The 23107-nt window shown below is 65.2% G+C and carries 23 protein-coding genes; 7 read left to right on the forward strand and 16 right to left on the reverse strand.

Annotation, left to right across the window (positions count from 1 at the left end; all coding sequences use genetic code 11):
- The first annotated feature begins 66 nt into the window (after positions 1-66).
- The 4 genes from AC56LH_RS18800 (at position 67) to AC56LH_RS18815 (ending at position 5902) form a co-directional block, all read left to right on the forward strand.
- Positions 67-795 (forward strand): SDR family NAD(P)-dependent oxidoreductase, encoded by a 729-nt coding sequence (locus tag AC56LH_RS18800; protein WP_499648747.1) that lies wholly within the window; start codon positions 67-69, stop codon positions 793-795.
- Positions 796-880: 85 nt separating this feature from the next.
- Positions 881-1879, forward strand: coding sequence for a Bug family tripartite tricarboxylate transporter substrate binding protein (locus AC56LH_RS18805; protein ID WP_499648749.1), 999 nt, complete (start codon positions 881-883; stop codon positions 1877-1879).
- Positions 1880-1955: 76 nt separating this feature from the next.
- The gene (locus AC56LH_RS18810; RefSeq protein ID WP_499648751.1) at positions 1956-2639 is read left to right on the forward strand and encodes a PhaM family polyhydroxyalkanoate granule multifunctional regulatory protein; all 684 of its coding nucleotides are present in this window, start codon (positions 1956-1958) and stop codon (positions 2637-2639) included.
- Positions 2640-2749: 110 nt separating this feature from the next.
- Entirely contained in the window at positions 2750-5902 is a 3153-nt protein-coding gene (locus AC56LH_RS18815) for a patatin-like phospholipase family protein (protein ID WP_499648752.1), read from the forward strand.
- Here AC56LH_RS18815 and AC56LH_RS18820 read toward each other — a convergent pair.
- The 8 genes from AC56LH_RS18820 to pdxR form a co-directional block, all read right to left on the reverse strand.
- On the reverse strand, positions 5899-7713 hold the full coding sequence (locus AC56LH_RS18820; protein ID WP_499648754.1) for a tetratricopeptide repeat protein: 1815 nt from the start codon (positions 7711-7713) through the stop codon (positions 5899-5901). The two genes, AC56LH_RS18815 and AC56LH_RS18820, sit on opposite strands and share 4 nt — an antisense overlap.
- The gene (locus AC56LH_RS18825; protein WP_499648756.1) at positions 7710-8411 is read right to left on the reverse strand and encodes a sensor histidine kinase; all 702 of its coding nucleotides are present in this window, start codon (positions 8409-8411) and stop codon (positions 7710-7712) included. Before AC56LH_RS18825 ends, AC56LH_RS18820 begins: the two co-directional genes overlap by 4 nt.
- 116 nt (positions 8412-8527) lie before the next feature.
- Complete coding sequence (gene mnmC1, locus AC56LH_RS18830) at positions 8528-10222, reverse strand: FAD-dependent 5-carboxymethylaminomethyl-2-thiouridine(34) oxidoreductase MnmC1 (protein WP_499648758.1); 1695 nt, start codon at positions 10220-10222, stop codon at positions 8528-8530.
- Positions 10188-10772, reverse strand: a complete 585-nt coding sequence (locus tag AC56LH_RS18835) for a DNA-3-methyladenine glycosylase I (protein WP_499648760.1) — start codon at positions 10770-10772, stop codon at positions 10188-10190. The genes mnmC1 and AC56LH_RS18835 overlap by 35 nt, the downstream gene beginning before the upstream one ends.
- Positions 10773-10786: 14 nt before the next feature.
- Positions 10787-11290: a GNAT family N-acetyltransferase gene (locus AC56LH_RS18840; RefSeq protein ID WP_499648762.1), complete on the reverse strand. Its 504-nt coding sequence runs from the start codon at positions 11288-11290 to the stop codon at positions 10787-10789.
- The gene (locus tag AC56LH_RS18845) at positions 11290-11553 is read right to left on the reverse strand and encodes an antitoxin Xre/MbcA/ParS toxin-binding domain-containing protein (protein ID WP_499648764.1); all 264 of its coding nucleotides are present in this window, start codon (positions 11551-11553) and stop codon (positions 11290-11292) included. Before AC56LH_RS18845 ends, AC56LH_RS18840 begins: the two co-directional genes overlap by 1 nt.
- Positions 11554-11649: 96 nt before the next feature.
- Positions 11650-12294 (reverse strand): hypothetical protein, encoded by a 645-nt coding sequence (locus AC56LH_RS18850; RefSeq protein ID WP_499648766.1) that lies wholly within the window; start codon positions 12292-12294, stop codon positions 11650-11652.
- Between the two features lie 182 nt (positions 12295-12476).
- A complete protein-coding gene (gene pdxR / locus AC56LH_RS18855) occupies positions 12477-13976 on the reverse strand; it encodes a MocR-like pyridoxine biosynthesis transcription factor PdxR (protein ID WP_499648768.1) in 1500 nt (499 codons plus the stop codon).
- A 102-nt stretch (positions 13977-14078) separates the two neighbouring features.
- Between pdxR and AC56LH_RS18860 the strand changes: the two genes are divergently transcribed.
- Positions 14079-14648 (forward strand): FMN-binding negative transcriptional regulator, encoded by a 570-nt coding sequence (locus AC56LH_RS18860; protein ID WP_499648770.1) that lies wholly within the window; start codon positions 14079-14081, stop codon positions 14646-14648.
- On the opposite strand, the gene AC56LH_RS18865 is transcribed toward AC56LH_RS18860, so the two are convergent.
- The 3 genes from AC56LH_RS18865 to AC56LH_RS18875 all read right to left on the reverse strand — a co-directional run bounded on the left by AC56LH_RS18865 (position 14645) and on the right by AC56LH_RS18875 (position 17893).
- A complete protein-coding gene (locus AC56LH_RS18865) occupies positions 14645-15274 on the reverse strand; it encodes a DUF4142 domain-containing protein (protein ID WP_499648772.1) in 630 nt (209 codons plus the stop codon). The two genes, AC56LH_RS18860 and AC56LH_RS18865, sit on opposite strands and share 4 nt — an antisense overlap.
- Before the next feature lie 195 nt (positions 15275-15469).
- Entirely contained in the window at positions 15470-17140 is a 1671-nt protein-coding gene (locus AC56LH_RS18870) for an acid phosphatase (RefSeq protein WP_499648774.1), read from the reverse strand.
- Positions 17141-17422: 282 nt separating this feature from the next.
- Entirely contained in the window at positions 17423-17893 is a 471-nt protein-coding gene (locus AC56LH_RS18875) for a GyrI-like domain-containing protein (RefSeq protein WP_499648776.1), read from the reverse strand.
- Between the two features lie 106 nt (positions 17894-17999).
- Here AC56LH_RS18875 and AC56LH_RS18880 point away from each other — a divergent pair, with 106 nt between their 5' ends.
- Both AC56LH_RS18880 and AC56LH_RS18885 read left to right on the forward strand, forming a co-directional pair.
- Complete coding sequence (locus tag AC56LH_RS18880) at positions 18000-18584, forward strand: O-methyltransferase (protein ID WP_499648778.1); 585 nt, start codon at positions 18000-18002, stop codon at positions 18582-18584.
- A 110-nt stretch (positions 18585-18694) separates the two neighbouring features.
- Positions 18695-19324 carry a head GIN domain-containing protein gene (locus AC56LH_RS18885; protein WP_499648780.1) on the forward strand — a complete coding sequence of 210 codons (630 nt, stop codon included), beginning with the start codon at positions 18695-18697 and terminating at the stop codon, positions 19322-19324.
- A 3-nt stretch (positions 19325-19327) separates the two neighbouring features.
- Here AC56LH_RS18885 and AC56LH_RS18890 read toward each other — a convergent pair whose 3' ends face one another.
- The 5 genes from AC56LH_RS18890 to AC56LH_RS18910 form a co-directional block, all read right to left on the reverse strand.
- On the reverse strand, positions 19328-19666 hold the full coding sequence (locus AC56LH_RS18890; protein WP_183554014.1) for a DUF4326 domain-containing protein: 339 nt from the start codon (positions 19664-19666) through the stop codon (positions 19328-19330).
- 45 nt (positions 19667-19711) lie between these two features.
- On the reverse strand, positions 19712-20032 hold the full coding sequence (locus tag AC56LH_RS18895; RefSeq protein WP_183554016.1) for an ArsR/SmtB family transcription factor: 321 nt from the start codon (positions 20030-20032) through the stop codon (positions 19712-19714).
- Between the two features lie 138 nt (positions 20033-20170).
- Positions 20171-20278 (reverse strand): cytochrome bd-I oxidase subunit CydX, encoded by a 108-nt coding sequence (gene cydX, locus AC56LH_RS18900; protein WP_183554018.1) that lies wholly within the window; start codon positions 20276-20278, stop codon positions 20171-20173.
- A 34-nt stretch (positions 20279-20312) separates the two neighbouring features.
- Positions 20313-21470, reverse strand: a complete 1158-nt coding sequence (cydB, locus tag AC56LH_RS18905; RefSeq protein WP_499648782.1) for a cytochrome d ubiquinol oxidase subunit II — start codon at positions 21468-21470, stop codon at positions 20313-20315.
- Positions 21471-21476: 6 nt separating this feature from the next.
- Positions 21477-23087 carry a cytochrome ubiquinol oxidase subunit I gene (locus tag AC56LH_RS18910; protein WP_499648784.1) on the reverse strand — a complete coding sequence of 537 codons (1611 nt, stop codon included), beginning with the start codon at positions 23085-23087 and terminating at the stop codon, positions 21477-21479.
- Positions 23088-23107 lie beyond the last annotated feature (20 nt).

Raw genomic sequence — 23107 nt, forward strand, 5'->3', positions numbered from 1 at the left:
CCCTGGTTCGTCAAGCAGCCGGCGCCCGACGCCAGGCGCTTTCCTATAAAAATACAAGGAGACACCATGCACCGACAAGACGTGACCCTGGTCACCGGCGGCAGCGCCGGCATTGGCCGGGCCATCTGCGAAACGCTGATTGCAGAAGGCCGCACGGTCGTCAATCTCGACTACCGCCAGCCCGACTGGCGGCACGACCAGCTCGTGTCGTTCCAGGCCGATCTGACGCGCCAGAACGAGACCCGCATGATCGCGCAGCAGATTGCCGCTGCCTACAACGTGACGGCGCTGGTGAACAATGCGGGCGCCACCCGCCCCGGCACCATCGACACGGCCACGATGGAGGATCTCGACCATGTCGTGGACCTGCATCTGAAAGCCGCCATCCTGCTGGTCCAGGCGTTCCTGCCCACGCTGCGCGCATCCGGACACGGCCGCGTCGTCAATATCGCTTCGCGCGCGGCGCTGGGCAAGGCCGAGCGCATCGTCTACGCCGCCACCAAGGCAGGCCTGATCGGCCTGACCCGCACACTGGCGCTCGAACTGGGCGGCGACGGCATCACCGTCAACGCCGTGGCGCCGGGGCCGATCGCGACCGAACTCTTCCACAACAGCAATCCCGAAGGTGCGCCCCAGACCCGGCGCATCATCGACAGCATCGTGGTGGGCCGCCTCGGCACGCCGGCCGACGTCGCGCGCGCCGCCGTTTTTTTCCTGGCGCCCGACAACGGTTTCGTCACCGGCCAGGTGCTGTATGTGTGTGGCGGCACCACGCTGGGCGTGGCCCCGGTCTGATTCGATCTGCAACAAGGCCTGGCTGCCGTCCGCGCGCGTGCCCGGTCCATTTCGCTGCATCCGTTGTCCTTATTGGAGACACATCATGTCACGCACCTTTTTGTCGACCCGCCGTACCCTTACCCTCGCCGCTGCGTCGGCCCTCGGCCTGCTGGCCCTGACGCCGCTGGCGGCGCAGGCCCAGGCTTTCCCCACCAAGGCCATCACGATCATCGTCCCGTTCTCGGCCGGCGGCACGACCGACATCCTGGCGCGCGTGCTGGGACAATTCATGAGCAAGGACCTTGGGCAGCCGGTCGTCATCGACAACCGCGCGGGCGCGGGCGGCAATATCGGCACCCAGCTCGTGGCGCGCGCAGCGCCCGACGGCTACACCATCCTGATGGGCACGGTCGGCACCCACGCCATCAACCAGAGCCTGTATCCGAAACTGGCGTTCGACCCGATCAAGGACTTCGCCCCGCTCACGCGCGTGGCGCTGGTGCCGAACCTGCTGGTGGCCAATCCGGCGCAGCCGTTCAAGACCGTCAAGGAGCTGATGGCGTATGCCAAGGCCAATCCCGGCAAGGTCACGTTCGGCTCGTCGGGCAGCGGCACGTCGATCCACCTGTCCGGCGAATTGTTCAAGCAGATGGCCGGGGTCGACATCCAGCACGTGGCCTACAAGGGCAGCGCGCCAGCCGCCAACGACCTGCTCGGCAACCACATCGCGATCATGTTCGACAATATGCCGTCGGCCATCGGCCACGTCAAAGCCGGCAAGCTGCGTCCCCTGGCCGTCACCACGGCGCAGCGCTCGCCGGCGCTGCCCGACGTGCCGACGATCGCCGAGGCTGGCGTGCCTGGCTACGAAGCCACGTCGTGGTTCGGCCTGCTCGCGCCGGCCGGCACGCCCGCCCCGGTCGTGACCAAACTGAACGCCGCGATCCTCAAGGCGCTGGCCGACCCGGACGTCAAGAAAAAGCTGCTCGAGCAAGGCGCCGAGCCAGCCGGCGAGACACCGGCGCAGTTCGCCGCTTTCATCGCCAGCGAGACGGTCAAGTGGGGCAAGATCGTCAAGCAGTCCGGCGCGACAGCGCAGTAAGCTGCCGTGGTGCGCGGGGCGTGGTCTGCCCCGGCGTTATCTGCTACGCTAGCCGCACCACCACAGGAGACGCCACATGCTTAAGCCGCCCATGCCAGGAATGAACGACACCCTCGATTTCGTCAAGAACCTGTGGGGCGGCATGCAGATTCCCGGCACCGTGCCGGGCATGGCCGGCGTGTCCGGCATGCCAGCCATGCCCGGCGCCGGCATGTCGGTGGAAGACCTGGACAAGAAGATCGCCGACCTGAAGGCGGTTGAAGCCTGGCTCACGCTCAACCAGAACATGCTGCACGGTACGATCCAGGCCCTGGAAATCCAGCGCGGCACGCTGGCCACGCTCAAGGCGATGGGCGACAGCATGGCCCAGGCCATGGGCCAGACGAAGGTCAGCGAATCGTCGGTGGCCCCGTTCGCGCAATTCTTCGCGCAAATGGCGCAGGCGGCCACGCCGGCTGCTGCTGCGCAAACGCCGCCAACACCACCAGCGCCACCAGCGCCATCAGCCCCGCCGCCGCCCGACCCGGCGCAGGCTGCACCGGACGCCGCAGGCGCTGCCATCCCGGCCGCCATGGCCTGGTGGAACTTGTTGCAAGACCAGTTCCGCCACGCCGTGGCCAGCGCCATCCCGGCCGAAGGCGCAGACGGCGCCGACGCGGCCGATGCAGCCGACCCTGCAGCCACCCCGTCCGATGCGCCATCGGCCGAACCGGCAGCGCGTGCCCGGCGCACCAACCGCGGCAAGGCCGACAAGCCCTGACGCCAGCCGCGTCCCATTGACGGGGCTGGTGGCGCACGCGCATAAACCGTGCTGAACTGATCGGGCGGCCCGCCCTTTGCGGCCGCGCTGTCGTCCAGCCGGAGCGCCCCATGCTGCCCAGTGACCTGTCCCACCTGACACCATCGCAGGTCGACGACCTGCGCCGCAAGCTCGCCGCTGCCGGCTGCCATCCCCCACCGCACGCCGGCACCATCAGCGAATTGCACGACGCATTCGCGCGGCTGCGTCGCCGTCACGGCCTGGCGCCGGCAAGCAGCATCGATGCCGACACGTTGCGCTGCCTGGACCTTGGCGCCGGCCTGCTGTTTGGTGAAGTGCTGCGCGACGAACTCGACCTGCTGCGGCCTGAAAGCAGCGAACCACTGGACGCCGGTGTGCCGCCCGACCGCGCACGCTTGTGCGCACGCGCCCACGGCGGCCTGCTTGCCGGTCTGGCCCTGTCCGGCGGCGGCGTGCGCAGCGCCACGTTCGGCCTGGGCGCCCTGCAGGCGCTGGCGCGCCACCGCTTGCTGGGCCGGATCGATTACCTGTCCACCGTGTCGGGCGGCGGTTTTGTCGGGGGCTGGCTGGCGCGCTGCCTGCACGCGCATGGCAACGACATCCGCCAGGTCGAAGCCCTGCTGGCGCCGCCGGCCGGCGCAGGTGCAGGTGAGGCGCCCGAGCTGCGCTTCCTGCGCCAGTACAGCAACTACCTGTCGCCGCAGGGCGGCATGTTCAGCGCCGACACCTGGACCCTGCTCGGCATCTATGTGCGCAACACGGGCCTGAACCTGACCATGCTGGTGGCCTGGCTGTGCGCACTGCTGCTGCTGCCGCGCTTTGCGGTCTGGGGCGTGCACCGGGTCGTGGCGCCGGGCGGGCCGTGGGCGCACCTGGCCGACGTTGCCTGGATCGCGGGCGTGCTGCTGTTCCTGTGCGCCGTGTTCTGCATCGCGCTGTCGGTTTCCAGCAAGCCGGAAAGCTCACGCGGCCGGCGCCGCTTTCCGCTGTCGCAGGGGGCCGTCCTGTGGTGCATCAACCTGCCGCTGCTGCTGGCGGGCTTTCTCGGCAGCCTCGCGTTATGGCGCCACGGTGGCGCCGCGCCCGCCACGCTGCTGCCGCCGCAACTGGCCGGTCGGCCGTACTGGCTGCTCGCGCCGGGCGTCGTCTACTTCATTGTCTGGGCCTGTGGCTGGTACCTGGCGCACGACCGGTCCAGCCCCTACCGGCGCGCCGGCTATACCGTCTGCAGCGCCGGCGCTCTGGCGGTGCTGCTGGTCATGCTGGAGGCCGCACGCACCTTCGCACCGGCGATGGTGGCGTGGCTGCCGGACGGCGGCGCGCAGCTGTCATGGTGGCTGTGCGGCGACGTGGCGCTGCTGCTGATGTGTGCGCTCTGGCTGGTCATGTACACGCGCCTGCGCGCCGATCCGCCGCTGCGCGACCTGACGCGCGCGGAGCTGGGCGAAGGCCTGTCGCACTTTGCCTGCGCGATGGGCGCGCTCACGCTGGGCACCGTGCTGCTGTTATGCGCGCTGGCGCTGTTGCCGGCGCCGGGCGCGCATCCACTGCTCAATAACGCAATCGCACTCGCCACCTTCGGCATGCCATCGATGATGGCGCTGTTTGCCGTCACGATGAACCTGATGATCGGCCTGATCGGCCGCCAGTACAGCGACGCGAGCCGCGAATGGTGGAGCCGCCAGGGCGCCTGGAGCGCGATTTTTGCGCTCGGCTGGCTGGCCGCGTATGGCGTGTGTTTCTTCTTCGCGCCACTGCTGCACTGGGCCTGGCTCACCTATGCGCCGTGGTCGAACCTGGCCACGCTGTTTGGCTGGCTGGCCACGACGGCCTTCGGTCTGAAGGCCGGCAGCGGCGGCGCCACCGGCGCCCGCGTGGCGCGCGACCCGAAACTCGAACTGGTGGCACGCCTGGCGCCGTACGTGTTCACGGTCGGGATCTTCGCACTGCTCGGCAGCCTGGTGCAGCTGACGGTGGCGCGCCCGCGCCTGGACTGCCCACACGCCACGTTCGCATGCGTGTTCCAGGCGCACGCCGATGCCACGCTGGCGACCCGGGGCAGTACGCTGCTGGTGGCGTTTGCCGGCTTTCTCGGGGCCGCGCTGGTGCTCGGCTGGCGCGTCGACATCAACAAGTTTTCGCTGTACATGCTGTACCGGAACCGCGTCGTGCGCGCCTGGTTCGGCGCCGCCCACCGCACGCGCCAGCCGCATCCGTTCACCGGCTTCGATCCGGGCGACGACATGCTGCTCGCCGAGCTCAAAAACGCGCGCCCGTACCCGATCGTCAACACCGCGCTGAACCTGGTCGATGGCGAAGAACTGGCATGGCAGACGCGGCGTACCGCGTCATTTGCATTCACGCCCCGCTGGTGCGGCTATGAACAGGCAGGCCCCGGCGGCGCCGGTTGCTATCGTCCCACTGCCGCCTACGCCGCGCAGGCGGGCGTCGGCCTGGATGACGACGCCGGCGTGCGGCTCGGGATGGCGGTGGCGCTGTCCGGTGCTGCGGCCAGTCCGCACATGGGCGCGCATTGGTCGGCGCCGCTGAATTTCCTGATGACGATGTTCAATGTGCGTCTGGGGCGCTGGTGCCCGAACCCGGCGCGCCCGACCTGGACCAGTTCCTCGCCGCCCATTGGCCTGTTCAGCCTGTTGGCCGAGCTGTTCGGCCAGCTCGATGCCGACGCCGGCTACGTGCACCTGAGCGATGGCGGCCACTTCGACAACCTGGGCATCTACGAACTGGTGCGGCGCCGCTGCCATCTGGTGATCGCGGTGGACGTCGGCAGCGACCGCGAACACGCATTCGAAGACCTGGGCAATGCAATCCGGCGCTGCGCCACCGACCTGCACGTGCGGATCGACCTGGATGTAGCGCGCCTTGCCATCGCGCCGGACACCGGCATGTGCAGCGCCAGCTGCGCCGCCGGGAGCATCCGCTACAGCCAGGCCGACGGCGCTGCCGGCGATGGCATCATCCTGTACGTCAAGCCGGCGATTGTGGGCACCGAAAACGCGGACCTGCTCAATTACCGCAAGCTGCATCCCGACTACCCGCACGAAAGTCTGGCCGACGGCTGGTTCGATGAAGCGCGTTTCGAAAGCTACCGCGCGCTGGGCGAACACGTGCTGGCGGGCGCGCTGGCCGACGCGGCGCAGGCAGCGGCGCAGGCCGATGGCGGCTGCGATCTTGACAAGCTGTGCGCGGCGCTGCTGCGCCAGCACGGGCCGGCGCGCTAAGAGAAACGGTTGCTGTGCATGGGCTTCGGCGCGGGCGTTGATTCGGCCGGCGCCTCCGCCACTTCTTCCTTCTGGTCGGCAGCATCCACCGGCGCAGGCGGCGCCGCCGGATCGGCTTTCGGCTGCAAGCCGCGCAACTGCTCGATCAGCTGCGCAAAGCGCTGCTGCCCCGGCTGTAGCTTGTCGACATGTTCGAGCACCATGCGCGCCTCGACGTCGAGTTCTTCGTCATAGCCTTCCTGCTGCATGTGCGAGATCGAAATCTGCACCGCGTTGAACAGCACGCGTACATTGTCGGGCACCCGTTCGCGCGCCATGCGCATCCACTTGACGGCGTCGGGCAGCTTGCCGCTCTTCCACAGTACGACACCCTGGTTCATCAGGTCCACGGCTTCCTTGCGCGCGGCGCGGATGATGGCCGCGCCCTCTTCGCTCAGGCGCGCCTTGTCGAAGATGGCCTGGACCTCGTCCTGCAGCAGGCTGTTGTCGTGGTTGTTGCGCACCACGTGGGCCAGCACCTCGCCCGGCGTGTCCTTGACGCCCACCGCAAACAGCAGGATCGCCATCTCGATGCAGATCGCGGTGCCGGGGCGCTTGGGGTCGAGCTCCAGCATCGCTTCGAGCTCGTCGCCGGCGCGGCGCGCGTTCCGGTAGTCGCCGCTCTCGTGATGGATCAGGCCTTCGGTGATCTTGGCGCGCAGCGCCATGTCGTCGTAGTCGCCGCCGAAATCGCGCTGGGCCAGTTGCAGCAATTGCAGCGCATCCTTGGTATTGTTTTTCAGGCCGCACACGCGCGCCAGGCCAAGGTAAGCGTCGGGCGTCTTGCGGATCGAGTACTCGCCGATCACCAGGCACTTGCGAAACGCCTTTTCGGCCAGCGCGACATTGCCCAGCTTGAGCGCAGCCTGGCCCAGATTGCGCTGGCGCGGGACCGAGTTGGGCGAGAGCTTGGCCGCGCGCTCCAGGATCGCAGCGGCTTCGTCATGCCGGCCCAGCCCCTGGTAGGCCTGCGCCAGCTGGTCGTAAGCGTCGATGTAATGGCGGTTCTCGGCAATCACGGTCTGGAACATCTGGCGCGCCTGCTCGAAGTCGCCGTCGGCCAGGCGGATCTTGCCCAGGCCCGCGCGGGCCCAGTGGTATTCGCGCTGGCCCAATACCTGCTCGTACACGGCGCGCGCCAGCGCCGGCTGGCCGCTGCGCTCGAGCATGCGCGCCTTCATGCGCAGCAGCTCGATCACGTGCACGCGGTTGGCGGCGATCTGCTCGTCGCACAGGGTCGCGGCGCGCAGGTAATCCTTTTCCATGAAGGCCTGGTCGATCAGGCGGAAGATCTGCTTGCGGCGCCACACGCGGTTCAGGCGCGAGAGCAGCACGCCTTCGGTGATCGGCTTGACCAGGTAGGCGTCGGGCTGGTGCTCGGCCGCGCCCATCACCGACTCGACGCTCTTTTCGGCCGAGACCATCACGAACACGCTCGATGGCAGCAGCAACTGGCGGATGCGCGCTTCTTCCAGCACCTGCTGGCCGTTCTTGCCCTCGCCCAGGTTGTAATCGCACAGCACGACGTCGTAGCGCGTCTTGGTCAACAGGCTCATGGCCTCGCCGCCGCTCGAAGCCTGGTCGATCGTGCGTGCGCCCAGGCTGCGCAGGCTTTCGCGCAGCAGCTGGCGGATACCGGCAAAGTCGTCGACGATGAGGTAATGCTTGCTGGCCCAGTCGATCTGTTCGAGCACCTTGGGCAAGGCGGGTGCAGGCGCCGCAGGGGTGGACGTGGGCACGAGGGAGGCGATGGCAGCGGCAGGCGTGGTCATGGCAGTGTCAGGATGAAGCAGCCGCCGCCCAGCTGGCCGCCGTTCTCGAGCCGCACCGCGCCATGGCGCCCGCGATGCTGGTGCATGCGCGCCACCTCGCTCGAAAAATACAGGCCCAGGCCCGCGCTGTTGGTGGCGAAATTGACACCGATGTCGCCGCTTTCGGGCGTGCCGGCTGCCAGCAGGGCTGGCGGAAAACCCGCGCCATTGTCTTCGACGCGGATCTCGAACTGCCCATCGACCTCGCGCGCGGCCAGCAGGATGCGGTCGCGCGTGTAGTGCAGCGCGTTGTTGACCGCGTGCGAGACGACGCCGACGATCAGGTCTTCGTCGACGTGGGCGATCAGGTCAGAGTCGACATCGAGTTCGAGCCGGATGCCGCGCGATTCGAGCAGCACGCGCGAGAGCGCCACGACCTGCTCGACGACTTGCCCGACTTCGAGCGGCTGCACATCGAACGGGTAACCGGGCTTGCCGACCTGCTTGTACAGCGCGAGCAGCTGCATCAGGTTATCGTTCAGGCGGCGCGTCTGGTACAGCATCTGCCCCATCTGACCATACGCCTTCTCGGTCTCGGGCGTGGCGCCGTCGAGCAGCCGCTCGAGCGTGCTGGACAGCACGCTGATCGAGTTCTTCATGTCGTGCGCAGTCACCGCGAGAAACAGGAACAGCTCGGGCGAATGTGGTGCATCTTCCATCGCGGACCAGCCTCCTTCGGCGGTTAATAGTTGCTACCGGTAAATTATACCGGCTCGACCAGCACAGTCTGGACGCGATTGCCCGGGATGAGCGCACATTTGCGACAACGCAACAGCTAGAGGTCTCCCGTGCTGCTGGCCGGTTGCCGCGCACTGCGCCGCGCACGCAGCACGAAGCGGGCCGGATCGAGCGCATCGACCAGCGTCATTTCCAGTGGCAACGGCTCGCCTTCCAGCTGCGCCGCCAGCAGTTCGGCTGCCAGCGGCGCCCAGATCAGGCCACGCGACGCGTAGCCCAAAAGGCCGTACAGCCCCGGATGGCGCGGCACGTCGCGCAAGCGCTCGGTGCTGCCGGCAGCAGCGATATCGGGCAGGCGGCCGACGAGCGGCAGGCGGTCCGGCGCCACGCAGCGAAAGCCCACGCGCCCCGCCAGTGGTGCCTCGGCGGCCGCCTGCGGATCGGACACCAGCGCGCGCAGGCGCGTCACGTTTTCCAGCTGACTGCTGGCGCGCAGCGCGGGATCGGCGTCGAGGTCATAGGTCGCGCCGGCGCACAGCACGTCCTGCGCGGAAGGCGTCAGGTAGGCTTCGCGGCACAGCACCAGCGGCAACTGCGGCGCCGCGCCCGGCGGCAGATGCGTGACTTGGCCGCGCAGGGCCTGCAGCGGCAGATCGCCGGTCAGCGCCATGCGGCGTGCACCGGCGCCGCTGGCCAGGACGGCCGTCGGGGCCGTGGCCAGGACGGCGCCATCGGGCGCGCGCGCCAGCCAGTTCTCTTCGGTTCGCTCCAGCGTCACGTCACCGGCACCGAAGCGGCGCGTCAGGCGCGCGCCGCACGAGGCCAGCAATGCCTCGCAGACGCTGCCCGGCTGCGCCCATCCGCCTTGCGGGAACAGCCAGCCGCCATCCGGTGCCGGCAGGCCAAGCAATGCCGTGGCCTCCGGGGATTCGAGCCAGCGCGCGAAATCAGGCGGGACGCTGCCATCGTTCGCGATGGCGCGCGAGACTGCGGCATGACCGGCGTCGCGCGCCAGTTGCAGCACGCCACAGGCTGCGCCGTCGAAGGCCTGGCCGACACCGCCCAGCTGCTCCCACAGGCGCAATGCGTACAGATAGGCAGCGCGCGTCAGGCGGGTGGGCACGTTGTCGTCACGCGACAGCAGCGGCATGAAGATGCCGGCCAGGTTGCCCGACGCTTCCATTGCAACCTCTGAATGACGCTCGATCAGCGTGACCTGCCAGCCGCGCGCGCACAGGCGCGCCGCCAGCGCGCAGCCGGCCAGGCCCGCCCCCAGCACCAGCGCGTGGCGGACGGGTTGTGGCGTGACGGGCAGGCGTGGTTTGCGGCTGGCGAAGATCGCGTTGTCATCGTTGTCGAACACGAAGCCTTGCGCCGCCAGGGCTTGTCTCTGCGTGTCATCCAGACCGGATGCACTCAAGCGCGCGCCAAGTGTCGTCAGGCGCGCCAATGGTCGGGCAAAGGCGCTGCCGACAGGGTCGTACAGCCGGATGCAATCGAGGTGCGCATTGAGTTCGGCCAGCGCGCTCTCGAGCGGTGCCGCGAGCAGGTCGAGCGTGATGCCGGCCTCCGGCTGCGGGATGCGGTGAAAGCCCGGCTGCAGATCGGACGCCAGCGCCACGATGTGCAGGTGCTGCGGCCGCTGCGGGTCGGCGCGCCAGGCCGCGATCAGGGCGGCGACACGTGCGCCATCGCCATGATCGCTGTCGAAAATGGTGTAGCGCGCGCGGCCGCGCCAGTGGTCCTGCATCGGCATGTCAGCGCCGCGTGCGACAGATGCAGTCGCGGTCATGATCGTCCACCATGCCGATGCCCTGCATGTAGGCATACACAATGGTCGAGCCGACGAACTTGAAACCGCGCTTGCCCAGGTCTTTCGACAGACGGTCGGACAGGTCGGTGCGCGCCGGGCGGGCGCCGTCCGGCCAATCGTTGACGATCGGCGCGCCGTCGACAAAGCCCCACAGGTAGGCGTCGAGCGTAAGCCCCTGTTCGCGCATGGCCAGGTAGGCGCGCGCATTGGTGATCGCCGCCGCCACCTTCAGGCGGTTGCGCACGATGCCGGGATTGGCCAGCAGCTCGGCCTTCTTCTCGTCGCCGTAGGCCGCGATCTTGTGCGCATCCCAGCCATCGAAGGCGGCGCGGTACGTATCACGCTTGTTCAGGATGGTTTCCCACGACAGGCCGGCCTGCGCGCCTTCGAGATTGAGCATCTCGAACAGCGTGGTTTCATCGTGGCACGGCACGCCCCACTCGTTGTCGTGATAGGCGATGTAGCGCGGGTTGGCCATATTGGCCCAGGAGCAGCGGGTGACGGTATTGGGGGTATTGGCGGTCGACATGGCACGAGTATAGATCAGGCTTGCGTAACCACCGCCGTGTGGTGCTTGAGCGTCAGATCGAGCAGCGCGACCATCTCGCCCTCGTCGTCGATGTCCGTTTCGACGAAGCCGAAGCTGGCGTAAAAACGCGATGCCACCGCGTTGTCGGGGATATAGCTGATCCAGACCTTGGTGGCTGCCGCATCGCGTCGGATCTCGTCCAGCAACATGGTCAGCGCAGCGCGGCCATGTCCCTGGCCCTGATGACGCTGATCGATCATGAAACGCCAGATACCGTATTCGCCATGTTCATCGTCGCCATCCAGTGCCACGAACATTATGAAACCAACGACGTCACGATCGATGCAGATGGCACGCGTGTGGTAGTTCGGATGAAAGCTGGCCTGCGCGATCGAATAAGAATTGGAGGCCAGGAACGCACGCTGATGCGGATGCAGCTCAAGCTCAGCGACGGTCTCGAAGTTATCTTTCGTGACCGGGCATAACGCCACTGCCCGGCTGGAAAATGCGTTCGCCATTACCTCGCGCCGCGTAGCGGCATCGTGCGCAGGCAGGCCAGCACGTCATCGATGCGGCCGGCAGCGACCAGCTGCGCAGGCGTGCTGTTGCCAAGCTCCGGCTGGGGCGTGGTCATCCAGGCGTCGGCGGCGTCGATGCTGCCGAGCACCTGGCGCACCTCGTGCATGACCGCGTAATGGGTCTGGGCCTTGCGGGAATGGTCTTGAAAACGAGCTTGCAAGGCGGCGATGGCGTTAGGTGCAAGAATGTTGGTATTAGCCATGGCGTTATTTCAGATTAAGTCAGCGCATCATACCTGGCCAAGCACATGACCGTAATCTGACAAACGAATCGGCCGTCTTATGGTGAAGTTAATCCCCTACGGTTTTTCGCAACTTCCACTCGCGGCGAACCGAGCCATGCATTCTTTGTAAATTTCCTTACCAGTAAACAGATATTCAACGGTAAGCACAAATTTTTTATCGTCCGAAAGGGTAGCCTGCATCTTCCTGCTCTCCCACTCATTAAACGGTTCCATTGTGTCATCTTTGAAACCTATTTTTGACGGACGGCCAAATTTTTCAATATAGCGTGCTACAGGAATAGGATTATCAGGCACCCATCGCACCCACTCGATGTCGTAGGCTTCGTCGTCAGTCTGCGTTGCAAGAGAATAAAAAATTTTCTCTACTGCTTGCAATTTTGCAATATCCCCATCACGTTCGCTCGATACAGGTATTTGCTGAGCATTAGCTATCGCAATTTTTGTCTCGTTATAGCGTTTTGTATAACTTGGACGATAGTCACGGAATGCCAAATACGTACTTCCGGGCAGCCCAGTCCCTTTCAGAAGGAAAAATCCTTCGCTCTCGGTAACCCATGCAGCCTTAACGCTAATCATCTGTGCGTTCGGGAATTTCTTTTTAATATCGCCAAGAGTGCTATACGGCTTGATTCCCTGATAAATTTCTGCATGAGCAGCAAGTGAAAACAGTAGAGCAAGAACAAAAATAAGGTTGCGCATGAAAGGCTAAATGAACATGTGTGTAAGAGAAGGCTATCGAAATCACTTCTAGAAGGCAACATCTTCTCTTGCAAAACGAACAATTGTTGCAATCAGGTCATATGCGCGCTTCTCGCTTTGCAAAGACGGGTATTTGGCATGCATTAATTAAGGATGAGTTTGCATACGCAAACGTTGCACCATCAATCCTTTAGATTATCGATCACCTTCGCCAGCGCCGCCACGCCGCGCCGGATATCCGCTGGCGGCACTGCCGAAAAACCCAGCAACAGCCCCGGCGCCACCGCGCAGGCCGGCGTGGCCGCGGGGTTCGCAAAATACCCGAGGGGGCGCAGTTCGATGCCGGCATCAAGCGCCGCCTGCGCCACCGCAGCTTCGAGCGGAACGCGACCATGCGCGTCAGGCCGGAAGTGCGTGCACAGGTCGAGCCCCGCATCTGCCGGACCGCAGCGCAGGCGTTCGCCAAGCCGGTCGTCCAGCGCCGTCATCAACGCCGCACGGCGTTCGGCATACGCTTCGCGGGTGTGCCGGATGTGACGCATGAAGTGGCCTTCCCCGATGAAGTCGGCCAGTACCGCCTGCGGCAGGATCGCACCCTGGCGGTCGATCAGCGCTTTTGCGCGCGCCAGCGGTTCGGCCAGCGCCGGCGGCGCGACGACGTAACCGAGCCGCAGCGCCGGGAACAGCACTTTCGAGAACGTGCCCACGTAAATGACGCAGCCGGCGCGGTCGAGACTTTGCAGCGACGCCAGCGGCGGGCCGGTGTAGCGGTACTCGCTGTCGTAATCGTCCTCGATCACCCAGGCGCGGTTGGCCGTGGCCCAGCGCAGCAGTTCGAGCCGGCGCGCGAGGCTCATCGTGACACCCAGCGGCAGCTGATGTGACGGGGTGGCAAACACCATGCGCGCGTCCGGATAATGCAGCGCGCCGTACGCTACATCCATCCCTTCGTCGGTCACCGGCACCGTGCACAGGCGCGCCCCCGCTACCTGCATTGGCGCGCTGGCGCCCTGGTAGCCGGGCGACTCGAGCCAGACACCGTCACCGGGCGCGAGCAGCAGTTGCGACAGCAGGTACAGGGCCTGCTGCGAGCCGGACGTGATCACGATCTGCTCGGGTTCGCACACGACGCCGCGCGAGGCGCGCAGATAAGCGCACAGCAGTTCGCGCAGCGGTGCGTAGCCGTTGGCCATCCCATAGCCGAGGTAAGGATCGGCACGATGTGCGCGCCGCAGCTGGCGCGCTTCGAGCTTGCGCCAAAGGTCGAAGGGAAACAGATCAAGACCCGGCATGCTGGGACGGAAAGCGCGTGGCGCACCGCCATCTGGCGGCGCCCGGCCCATGGCGGTGGCCATGGCCACGCCACGCGCCGGCAGCGCCCGCAGCAGGCCCGCCGTCTGGCGCGGGCGGCGCGCCAGCGGCAAGGCCTCATCGACAAACGTACCCTGCCCCACGCCGCCACGCAAGTAACCCTCGGCAGTCAATTGGTCATACGCCGCCAGCACGGTCTGGCGCGATACGCCCAGCACGGCGCACAGCGTGCGCGTGGCCGGCAGGCGTGCGCCGGGGGCCAGCGCGCCTTGCAGGATCGCGTCCTTGAGCCGTGCATACAACTGGCGAAACAGGGGGATCTCGCCGCGCCGTTCGAGCGGCGTGGCGGTAATCAGGTCGTGGACATGCATGCTGGGCAATCTCGAATTGGTATGCCCATCTTTACCGTAATTGGCTATTTTGGAAAGCCAATTTGTGGCTCAGGATGCAAGCTCACCCTGGAGACACATTGCATGTATTGCCCTGCCCGCTTTACCCAGCCTGACAGCACCAGCCTGCACGACCTGATCGCCGCCCACCCATTGGGTCTGCTGGTCACGCACACCGACGGTGTGCCGGACGCCGATCACCTGCCATTTGATGTGTACGCCAGCGAGCGGGTGTTGCGCACGCATGTCGCGCGCGGCAATCCCGTCTGGCGGCGCGACGGGCAGCAGGTGCTGGTCGTGTTTCGGGGAGCATCGGGGTATGCCACGCCGGATCGCGTGGAAAAAGAAGAGACCGGTGGCCGCGTGGTGCCCACCTGGACCTACAACGTGGTGCATGTCCACGGGCGGCTGCGCACAATCGACGAGCCGGCCTGGCTGCTGGCACAGGTGACGCGCCTGACCGACCGCATGGAACACATGCAAGCTGCGCCATGGGCGGTGCGCGATGCACCGGCCGATTACATCGACGCGATGCTCAATGCCATTGTCGGCATCGAGATCGTGATCGAGCGGATCGAAGGGAAATGGAAAACCGAGCCGGCGCCAAGGGTGCGAACCACCCCTGGCGCCGACCCGGTCAATGCCGGATCTTAGTGGCTGGCGCCGGTATGACCTGCGGCGCCCGAGCTGCCGGTGCTGCCCATCTTGCCGCCAGCAACTTGCTCGGCGTGCTTCAGGTGCTCTTGCACGACCGGGATCGTCTTGTCGACCTGACCCTTGACGTCAGCATCCTTGGTCGCTTTCGACGCTTTTTGCAGCTTGGCCAGCGTCTCTTTGTGTGCTGCCACGCCGCCCTGCTTCGTGTAGGCCTTGTCGAACGCGTCGCCGTTTGCCTTTTCCAGCTTGGCCGCCAGTGCCTTGTGCTTGGCGTCGAGCTCGGTTGGCAGGGTCACGCCTTTCGATTGTGCCAGGGTCTGCACTTCCGTGAGCGCCTTGCCATGGTCGTCCACCATTTTCTGAGCGAACGCTTTCACATCGGCATTCTGGCTCTTGCTTTGCGCCATTTTGCCCATTTCGACTTCAGCCATGTTCGACATTGCCATGTCCATGATGGCTTTGCGATCCGCTGCAGTCAGCTTGGCGGTGCCACTGGCGGTAGCGGCAGTCGCGCTGGCGCCCATCTGGGTGGAGGCGGTTTGCGCCTGCGCGCCAACCGAACCGAACATGGCTGCTGCAACTGACACGGCCAACAGGCGCTTGATGAATTGGGTTTTTTGCATGGTGTATCTCCTGGTTCTTGACATTGTGTATGTTTGGTCGATTCAACACTGCTTGTCGAACCCGCCGTGATGACGGTTATCAACGAAACAACATCGAGTGCGACGACTGTATACCTGAGTCATTGTTACCAGCGCGCGATAGCCAATAGGAAACTCTTAATCCAAAAAAAACCAGCCTGGACGGCTGGCTTCGTATCACCGGAACTGCAATGTCGCCGTCAGATCGCCCGGCGGACGGGCACCGCGTCCTTCGAATGCGGCGTTGCGCACGGCCAGGCCCTCCAGCAATGGCAAACCATGCAGGCGCGTGATGAAGCGCAGCACCGAGGTCGTGTCATAGAAATTGTGGTCGACCGCGCCGCGCTTGGCATGCGGCGACACCACGATCGCCGGAATGCGCGAGCCCGGGCCCCAGCGGTCGCCCTTCGGCGGGGCCACGTGGTCCCACCAGCCGCCGTTCTCGTCGAAGGTGATCACGACCACCATGTCTTTCCACTGCGGTGACTTTTTCAGGTGCTCGATGACATTGGCAACATGGGCATCGCCCGACTCGATGTCCGAGTACCCGGCATGCAGGTTCAGGTTGCCTTGCGGCTTGTAGAACGCGACCGCCGGCAGCTTGCCGGCAATCACGTCGGCAATGAACCGGTTCGAGATCGGACTGTCGCCCAGGCCGCCGTCGCGCAGGTGGTCGGCGCGCGCCTTGGTGCCCGGGGCGAACTGCCTGAAGTAATTGAGTGGCTGATGGTGGTACTGGAAGTTCGGCTTCTGGCCGGCGCCGCGGCCATCGAGCGCCGCTTGCTGCCCGCCACCATACCAGGCCCAGCTCACGCCCCGCCGGGACAGCAGGTCGCCGATCGTGTCGTAGGTTTGCGGCGGCAGTACGTTGGCGTCCTGCGGATCGGCGTGCAGCGGGTCGCCATCAACGGCCGGACGGACCCAGCTCGGCTGGTACGGCGGCGCCATCGTGTTGACGGCGTAACCGTCCGGCGTCATCGCGCCATTGCGCACGACCTTTGGCGGGCCGTCCAGCGCCGAGGCCGGCGAATCGGGGTCCAACGCCAGGCGCACGCCCTGCGGGCCATCGGCCAGCACCGCGATCTTCGATCTGGCCGCTGTCTGCGCGGCATCGAAGTATTCTGGCACCCGGCCGCTGATCAGGAACTGGTGGTTCAGGTACGAGCCGCCAAACGCCGCCATGAAGAAGTTGTCGCACAGCGTGAAGTCGCGTGCGATCTGCCACAGGCCGAGGTTTTTTGACGTCTCGCCGTAGTAACCCATCACCATGCCGCCGGCGTCGGACCAGGCGGCAAAGCCGTCGTTGCGCCCGCCATTGATCTGCATCTGGTTGTGATAGAACTGGTGCACCAGATCGCGCGTGACGATCCCTTCCGGCAGCGGCTTGCCGTCGCCGTCGGTCAGCTTGAACGGCGCGTTCGGCAGTAGGGCCAGTTGCTTTTCGTCGATCAGGTAATCCTTGCCACCAATATTCTGGCGGCCCGGCACCATGCCGCCCCAGATTTTGGGCAGGGTCGGCAGGACCGAACCATCCCGGTCGCGCTGCTGCAGGCGCTCCGCAGGCACGCTCGCCAGCGGCTCGGCCAGGCCGGGGAAGTCGGCAAAGAGGTTGTTGAAGCTGCGGTTTTCCAGATAGATCACGACCACGTTCTTGACGTGGGCACGCAGCTTGGCGTCGAGCGAACTCCTGGCTGGTGCCTTCGCCGAGGTGGGCGCTGCGCTTGCCACGCCGGGCAGCGTGCCGGCGCCGGCCACCATGCCGGCGGCCGCGGCGGCCTGGAAGATGCGCCTGCGCGCGGGGTTGCCTGGCTGGGTGGACGCGTCCGGTCCGGAATCTTGCTCGTGCACGTGCTGCTCCTGTCGCTGGCGGTCAAGGCGACCGCAAAGGAGGCATTATCCGTGAGCTTTACAAAGGGGAACAAGCAAGAGAAAACGAATTCGTCCGGATCGTCAAACGGTTGTCACATTTAAGCAGCACAATGCAAGTGCTCCTTGGGAAGGGAACGCGGCAGCGCAAGCTGCCCTACCGGCGCCGGCGGTCGGGAAATATACCGGCACCAATTTATAGAGATGCACCCCACGACACGGCCCAGACGCGGGCCGTGTCCTTTATCTGTCCTTCAAATCAGTTCAACCGTACAGCGGCACCAGGATGTCGTACGCATTGTCCGGTCGCGCGCCATCATCGATGGTCGGCGTGTAGCGGCGATCATACCGTTCCAGGCGAATGCCCTCTTCATCGGCTTCCATGCCCAGCTGCTCCATCGCTGCCGTGCCGGTCACGCGCGAAGCTTGCGCATGCACCATTGGCCCACGGTGCGTCATCAGCGCGTAACGGCGCGCCGGCACCTGGATGCCGATCATGCCGGGCGGGAGCTGGTCCAGGTCAGCGACCTCGACGGCCACGCATTCGACCTGCTCACCATTGTCCTGCCGCAGCGTCACGCCATAGCGCACGCCATTGTGCTCGCCCAGCTCGCCTTCACGGGCGAGAAATGCTTTCCAGATCTCTGGCAAATCCGTTTCCGGCACTGAAATTGGCGCAACTGCTGGTAGCCCGGCGAGCTTCATTTCAGGTAGTGTGATGGTCGAGATGTGCATGATGTGGACTTCTAAAGGGACGAAAAGATTATAGGCTTATCGCTTCGGCAATATTAGCAACGTCGCAATCGTGCGCTTCGATTCCCGGACAAAATGGAGACAACCGTTGACTACCTCACTTAAAGCCCTGCTGAAAGAGCTGGAAACCTTCGGCGCCAGTCATGATGCGGCCCACGAGAACCGTGCCAGCCGCATGCTCAACATCACCCACGATACCGGCGAGTTCCTGGCCGTTCTGGTGCGGGCGATGGGCGCACGCCGCATTCTCGAGATCGGCACATCCAACGGCTACTCGACGCTGTGGCTGGCCGATGCGGCCGCAGCGCACGATGGTCTCGTCACGACGGTCGAACTGTCGCCCGCGAAGGTTGCCATGGCGCGCGCCAACTTTGTCCGCGTCAGACTGGGGGACCGGGTGCATCAGGTCGAAGGTGACGCAGGCGACGTGCTGGCCGGCAGCGCCGATGCGGCGTTCGACCTCGTCTTCCTGGATTCCGAGCGCACCGCTTACCTCGCCTGGCTGCCGCAGATCGAACGCGTCCTGCGACCGGGCGGGCTGATCGTGGTGGACAACGCCACCTCGCACGCACAGGAACTGGCGCCGTTCATGCAGGCGCTGCGCTGCGCCCCGGGCTGGAGCACCAGCCTGGTCGCGGTCGGCAAAGGCCAGTTTCTCGCCACAAAGCACTGATTCCGGCGCCTGTGCAGTTCAGCCCCCGTTTCTTGCAATCCATCGCAAGGGCGGGGCTGCGGATGGATGCCGTGCCTAGAATGGGCTCCATCAACTCACTGGAGAACATCATGAAACGTGCCGTCATCGTCGCCCTTCTGTCACTCGCATCCCTCTCGCTCCAGGCCGCCGAACAGGTGCGCAGCGTGACGCCGTTCAAGACCATCGATTCACAAGGCCCGGTGAGCCTGGTGGTCGAGGTGGGCAAGGCGTACTCGGTGCGGGTCGAGGGCAACCAGAAATTCATCGACCGTGTGAAGACCGAGGTCGTGAATGGCGAATTGCGCCTGTCGTTCGCGGACAAGAACAGCAAGAACATCAATATCGACGATGCCGAACGGGTGGTCGTCACCATGCCCGAGCTCACCAGCTTCCGCGGCGAAGGCGCGGGCCTGATGATCCTGAATAATGTGCGCACCGAGCGCTTCGACGTCAACTACCGGGGCGCCGGCAGCTTGCAAATGAACGGCAAGGTCGGCCAGTTGCGCCTGAATGCCGAAGGCGTGGGCGAAGTCGATGCCAAAGCCCTGATCGCGCAGGATGCCGATGTGACCTTCCGCGGCATCGGCGACGTGAGCGTGCACGCCACCAACAAGCTCAACGCCAGCGTTCAGGGACTGGGCAACCTGACGTATTACGGCAAGCCGGCATCGGTGAGCAAGTCGGTCTCGGGCATCGGCAACGTCACCGCTGCCAAATAACCGTCATGCATTGACCAGATCGATCAGCACCTGCGCATGACACGGTGTGCCCGGCCTGCACCAGCAGGCCAGGTCATGGCCACGCAGCGACGCATGTGCCTGTTGGGCCACTTGCTGCCCGGCCGGATCGATCTGCAGCCACAGGCGATACGCGGCCACCGCTTCTTCGACCGTCGGCATCGCGATATAGCGCCCTGCCGGTGTGCCGGGCGCCAGCTCGGGCAGCACCGAAAACGGATTGCCCCACTTGCCAGGCCGCGCCACGGAGATCGTGTTGGGCGGCATGCGCCAGCCTTTCTTGCGGCTCAGTTGCACCCGTTGCGGCGTGGTGGTTGACGTCATGGCGATCCTCGTCGATGGCAGCACCGGCAATTCCGGCATCGACGATCATACCGTGGCCAGGCGCTCCTGCATCGACTGTGCACCTGCGTTGCCGCAGGTGGCGGACAGGAACTCCATCAGGCCCTGCAAGGTCTCCACGCGCGCGCGATAGAAGATGAAACGGCCTTGCTGACGCGGCGCGACCAGGCCCGCGTGCGTGAGTTCCTTCAGATGGAATGACAGGGACGATGCCGGCATATCGAGGGTTGCTGCAATATGGCTTGCGGACTGGCCCTGGGGGCCGGCCTGCACCAGCAGCCGAAACGCGGCGAAACGAGATTCCTGGGCAAGCGCGGAGAGTGCAACGATGGCGAGATTGGTTTGCATGCGGTCATTCAAGGTTCGATTCAACGGTCCCGGTCGCTTACACCGCCGGGCCACGGTTCGAATACTGTCGAATGACTTTGACAGGGTGATGACATGGGCGCTTGCCGGCGCAAATCCGTCGCGCCGGCAAGCCTGTCATCACGCCTGCTGGCGCTGCGCGTCGTCCATCAGCTCGTACCACATTGCATTGAGGACGGCGAAGGCAGCCGCGAGCGGCAGGCCGAGTAGCCAGGCGAAATACCACATGATGAAGTCCTTTCTGGTTGCGTTATTCGTTCAGTTAATACGCGTGGCTCGTGCCGCCGCTGATATCGCCTGGCACCACCTTGCCCCACAAGACCTTGTAGACCCAGCTCGTGTAGAGAAGGATCAGAGGCAGGAAGATGCAGGTTGCAACCAGCATGATGAACAGCGTCAGGTGGCTCGACGACGCGTCCCACACCGTCAGGCTGGCCTGCGGCTGGATCGACGATGGCAAAATAAACGGGAACATCGATGCCCCCACGCTGAGCACGATGCCGGCGATCGACAGGCTCGACGTGAGCATGGCCACGCCTTCCCGGCGCCGCACCAGGGCCATCAGGGTCAGCAGCGCACCGACGATGCCGGCTGCCGGCGCCAGCTGTGTCCATGGATGCGCGGCGTAATTGGCGAACCAGCTGCCGGCCACGCCCGCCTCGACCGTCTTGAACAGCGGATTCGACGGGCCTGCCGTCACCACCGCACTCGTGATGCGGTAGCCATCGACAAAGCCCCACAGCAGCACGCCGGCCACGGCGTACAGCACCACGGTGGCAACCGCGGCGCGGATGCCCCAGGCACGCGCACGGCTGGCCACCAGGCCATCGGTCTTGAGCACCAGCCAGGCTGCGCCGTGCATCACGAGCATGGCCACCGACACCAGGCCGCACAGCACGGCAAACGGATTGAGCAGCGCAAAGAAGCCGCCCTCGTAAAAGATCTGCTGATCGGGCGCGAGGCGGAACGGCACGCCCTGCAGCACGTTGCCCATCGCGACGCCGAAGATCAGCGCCGGCACGAAGCCGCCGACGAACAGGGCCCAGTCCCAGGTCGCGCGCCAGGCGAGGCTGTCACGCTTGCTGCGGTATTTAAAGGCGACCGGCCGCAGGATCAGCGCCAGCAGCACGGCCGCCATCGCCAGGTAAAAACCCGAGAACGAAACCGCATACAGCTGCGGCCAGGCCGCAAAGATGGCGCCACCGCCCAGCACGAGCCAGACCTGGTTGCCTTCCCACACGGGGCCGACGGCATTGATGACGACCCGGCGTTCCAGGTCGGTGTTGGCAACAAACGGCAGCAGCGTGCCGGTACCCAGGTCAAAGCCGTCGGTGACGGCAAAGCCCACCAGCAGGATGCCCAGCAGCAGCCACCAGATGATGCGCAGCGTGTCGTACTCGAGAAGCGTATGAAGAATCATGGTGGTTTACTCCGCAGTGATCATGGGCGCAGTGCGCATTGCCGGCGTGGTGCCGACCAGTGGGCTGTGGGTGCCCGGCGCGTGGGCAAGTTCGTCGTCCGGCCCCTTGCGAATGGCCTTGAGCATCAGCTTCATTTCCACGACGAGCAGGATCGTATACAGCACGACAAAACCAGTCAGGGTCGTCAGCACGGTCTGGATGCCAAGGTTCGACACCGCCACGGCGGTGGGCAGCACGCCTTCGATGGCCCACGGCTGGCGCCCCAGTTCGGCAACGATCCAGCCGGCTTCGGCGGCGATCCATGGCAGCGGGATCGACCACACGGCCACTTTCAGCAGCCACGGATACGCATCCAGGCGGCGCCGCGCCGACAGCCAGAAAAACACCGCCGTGAGCACGATGAAGAACATGCCCAGGCCCACCATGATGCGGAACGACCAGAACAGCGGCGCGACCTGCGGCACCGTATCCAGCGCGGCCTGCCGGATCTGCGCGTCGCTGGCCTGGCGCGGATCGTCCACATAACGCTTGAGCAGCAGCGCGTAGCCGAGCACTGCGCTATGTTCTTCGAAGCGCGCCTGCAGTGCCGGCGGCACCGGTGCGCGGCCGCCGAGCGCGCGAATCTCTTCCAGCGCGCCATAGGCCACGATGCCCTGGCGCACGCGCACCTCGGCCAGCTTGACCAGATCAGTAATGCCGGGGATCTGGTTCGACAGCGAACGCGTGCCGATCAGGCCCATCGCCCACGGGATGTGGATCGCATAGTGCGTCTCGCGCGCGTTCTGGTCGGGAAAGCCAAAGGCGGTAAACGCGGCTGGCGCTGGCTGCGTCTCCCACATGCCTTCGATCGCAGCGAGCTTCATGTGCTGGTGCTCGGTCGCCAGGTAGCCGCTTTCGTCACCCAGCACCACCACCGACAGCGAGGCGGCCAGGCCGAACGACGCAGCCACCGTCATCGACCGCTTGGCCAGTTCGACATGGCGGCCCTTGAGCAGGTACCAGGCCGCAATGCCGAGCACGAACAGCGCCGCAATCACATAACCGGCAGACACGGTGTGCACGAACTTGGCCTGCGCCACCGGATTGGCCAGCACCGCGCCGAAGTCCGTCACTTCCATGCGCATCGTCTGCGGGTTGAGCGTGGCGCCGATCGGGTTCTGCATCCAGCCATTGGCGATCAGGATCCACAGCGCCGAAAAGTTGGTGCCAATGGCTACCAGCCAGGTCACGGCCAGGTGCTGCACCTTCGACAGGCGATCCCAGCCAAAGAAGAACAGGCCGACAAAGGTCGCCTCGAGAAAGAACGCCATCAGGCCTTCGATCGCCAGCGGTGCGCCGAACACGTCGCCCACGTAATGGCTGTAATAGCTCCAGTTCATCCCGAACTGGAATTCCATCACGAGGCCCGTCGAGACGCCAATGGCAAAGTTGATCCCGAACAGCACGCCCCAGAACTTGGTCATCTGGCGCCAGATGGGGCGCCCGGTCATCACATACACGGTTTCCATGATGGCGATAAGCATCGACAACCCCAGGGTCAGGGGGACAAACAGAAAATGGTACAGCGCCGTCAAGGCAAACTGCAGTCGGGAGAGCCCGACAACGTCGAGATCCATGGTGAATCCTTTCTTCTTGA

It is taken from the genome of Telluria sp. LT1R51-2 (assembly GCF_059685775.1).

What these genes read in the sequence shown, in the direction of transcription:
- AC56LH_RS18800 (WP_499648747.1), top strand. Translation starts at nt 67, where the DNA reads ATGCACCGACAAGACGTGACCCTGGTCACCGGCGGCAGCGCCGGCATT.
- AC56LH_RS18805 (WP_499648749.1), top strand. Translation starts at nt 881, where the DNA reads ATGTCACGCACCTTTTTGTCGACCCGCCGTACCCTTACCCTCGCCGCT.
- AC56LH_RS18810 (WP_499648751.1), top strand. Translation starts at nt 1,956, where the DNA reads ATGCTTAAGCCGCCCATGCCAGGAATGAACGACACCCTCGATTTCGTC.
- AC56LH_RS18815 (WP_499648752.1), top strand. Translation starts at nt 2,750, where the DNA reads ATGCTGCCCAGTGACCTGTCCCACCTGACACCATCGCAGGTCGACGAC.
- AC56LH_RS18820 (WP_499648754.1), bottom strand. Translation starts at nt 7,713, where the DNA reads ATGACCACGCCTGCCGCTGCCATCGCCTCCCTCGTGCCCACGTCCACC.
- AC56LH_RS18825 (WP_499648756.1), bottom strand. Translation starts at nt 8,411, where the DNA reads ATGGAAGATGCACCACATTCGCCCGAGCTGTTCCTGTTTCTCGCGGTG.
- mnmC1 (WP_499648758.1), bottom strand. Translation starts at nt 10,222, where the DNA reads ATGACCGCGACTGCATCTGTCGCACGCGGCGCTGACATGCCGATGCAG.
- AC56LH_RS18835 (WP_499648760.1), bottom strand. Translation starts at nt 10,772, where the DNA reads ATGTCGACCGCCAATACCCCCAATACCGTCACCCGCTGCTCCTGGGCC.
- AC56LH_RS18840 (WP_499648762.1), bottom strand. Translation starts at nt 11,290, where the DNA reads ATGGCGAACGCATTTTCCAGCCGGGCAGTGGCGTTATGCCCGGTCACG.
- AC56LH_RS18845 (WP_499648764.1), bottom strand. Translation starts at nt 11,553, where the DNA reads ATGGCTAATACCAACATTCTTGCACCTAACGCCATCGCCGCCTTGCAA.
- AC56LH_RS18850 (WP_499648766.1), bottom strand. Translation starts at nt 12,294, where the DNA reads ATGCGCAACCTTATTTTTGTTCTTGCTCTACTGTTTTCACTTGCTGCT.
- pdxR (WP_499648768.1), bottom strand. Translation starts at nt 13,976, where the DNA reads ATGCATGTCCACGACCTGATTACCGCCACGCCGCTCGAACGGCGCGGC.
- AC56LH_RS18860 (WP_499648770.1), top strand. Translation starts at nt 14,079, where the DNA reads ATGTATTGCCCTGCCCGCTTTACCCAGCCTGACAGCACCAGCCTGCAC.
- AC56LH_RS18865 (WP_499648772.1), bottom strand. Translation starts at nt 15,274, where the DNA reads ATGCAAAAAACCCAATTCATCAAGCGCCTGTTGGCCGTGTCAGTTGCA.
- AC56LH_RS18875 (WP_499648776.1), bottom strand. Translation starts at nt 17,893, where the DNA reads ATGCACATCTCGACCATCACACTACCTGAAATGAAGCTCGCCGGGCTA.
- AC56LH_RS18885 (WP_499648780.1), top strand. Translation starts at nt 18,695, where the DNA reads ATGAAACGTGCCGTCATCGTCGCCCTTCTGTCACTCGCATCCCTCTCG.
- AC56LH_RS18890 (WP_183554014.1), bottom strand. Translation starts at nt 19,666, where the DNA reads ATGACGTCAACCACCACGCCGCAACGGGTGCAACTGAGCCGCAAGAAA.
- AC56LH_RS18895 (WP_183554016.1), bottom strand. Translation starts at nt 20,032, where the DNA reads ATGCAAACCAATCTCGCCATCGTTGCACTCTCCGCGCTTGCCCAGGAA.
- cydX (WP_183554018.1), bottom strand. Translation starts at nt 20,278, where the DNA reads ATGTGGTATTTCGCCTGGCTACTCGGCCTGCCGCTCGCGGCTGCCTTC.
- cydB (WP_499648782.1), bottom strand. Translation starts at nt 21,470, where the DNA reads ATGATTCTTCATACGCTTCTCGAGTACGACACGCTGCGCATCATCTGG.
- AC56LH_RS18910 (WP_499648784.1), bottom strand. Translation starts at nt 23,087, where the DNA reads ATGGATCTCGACGTTGTCGGGCTCTCCCGACTGCAGTTTGCCTTGACG.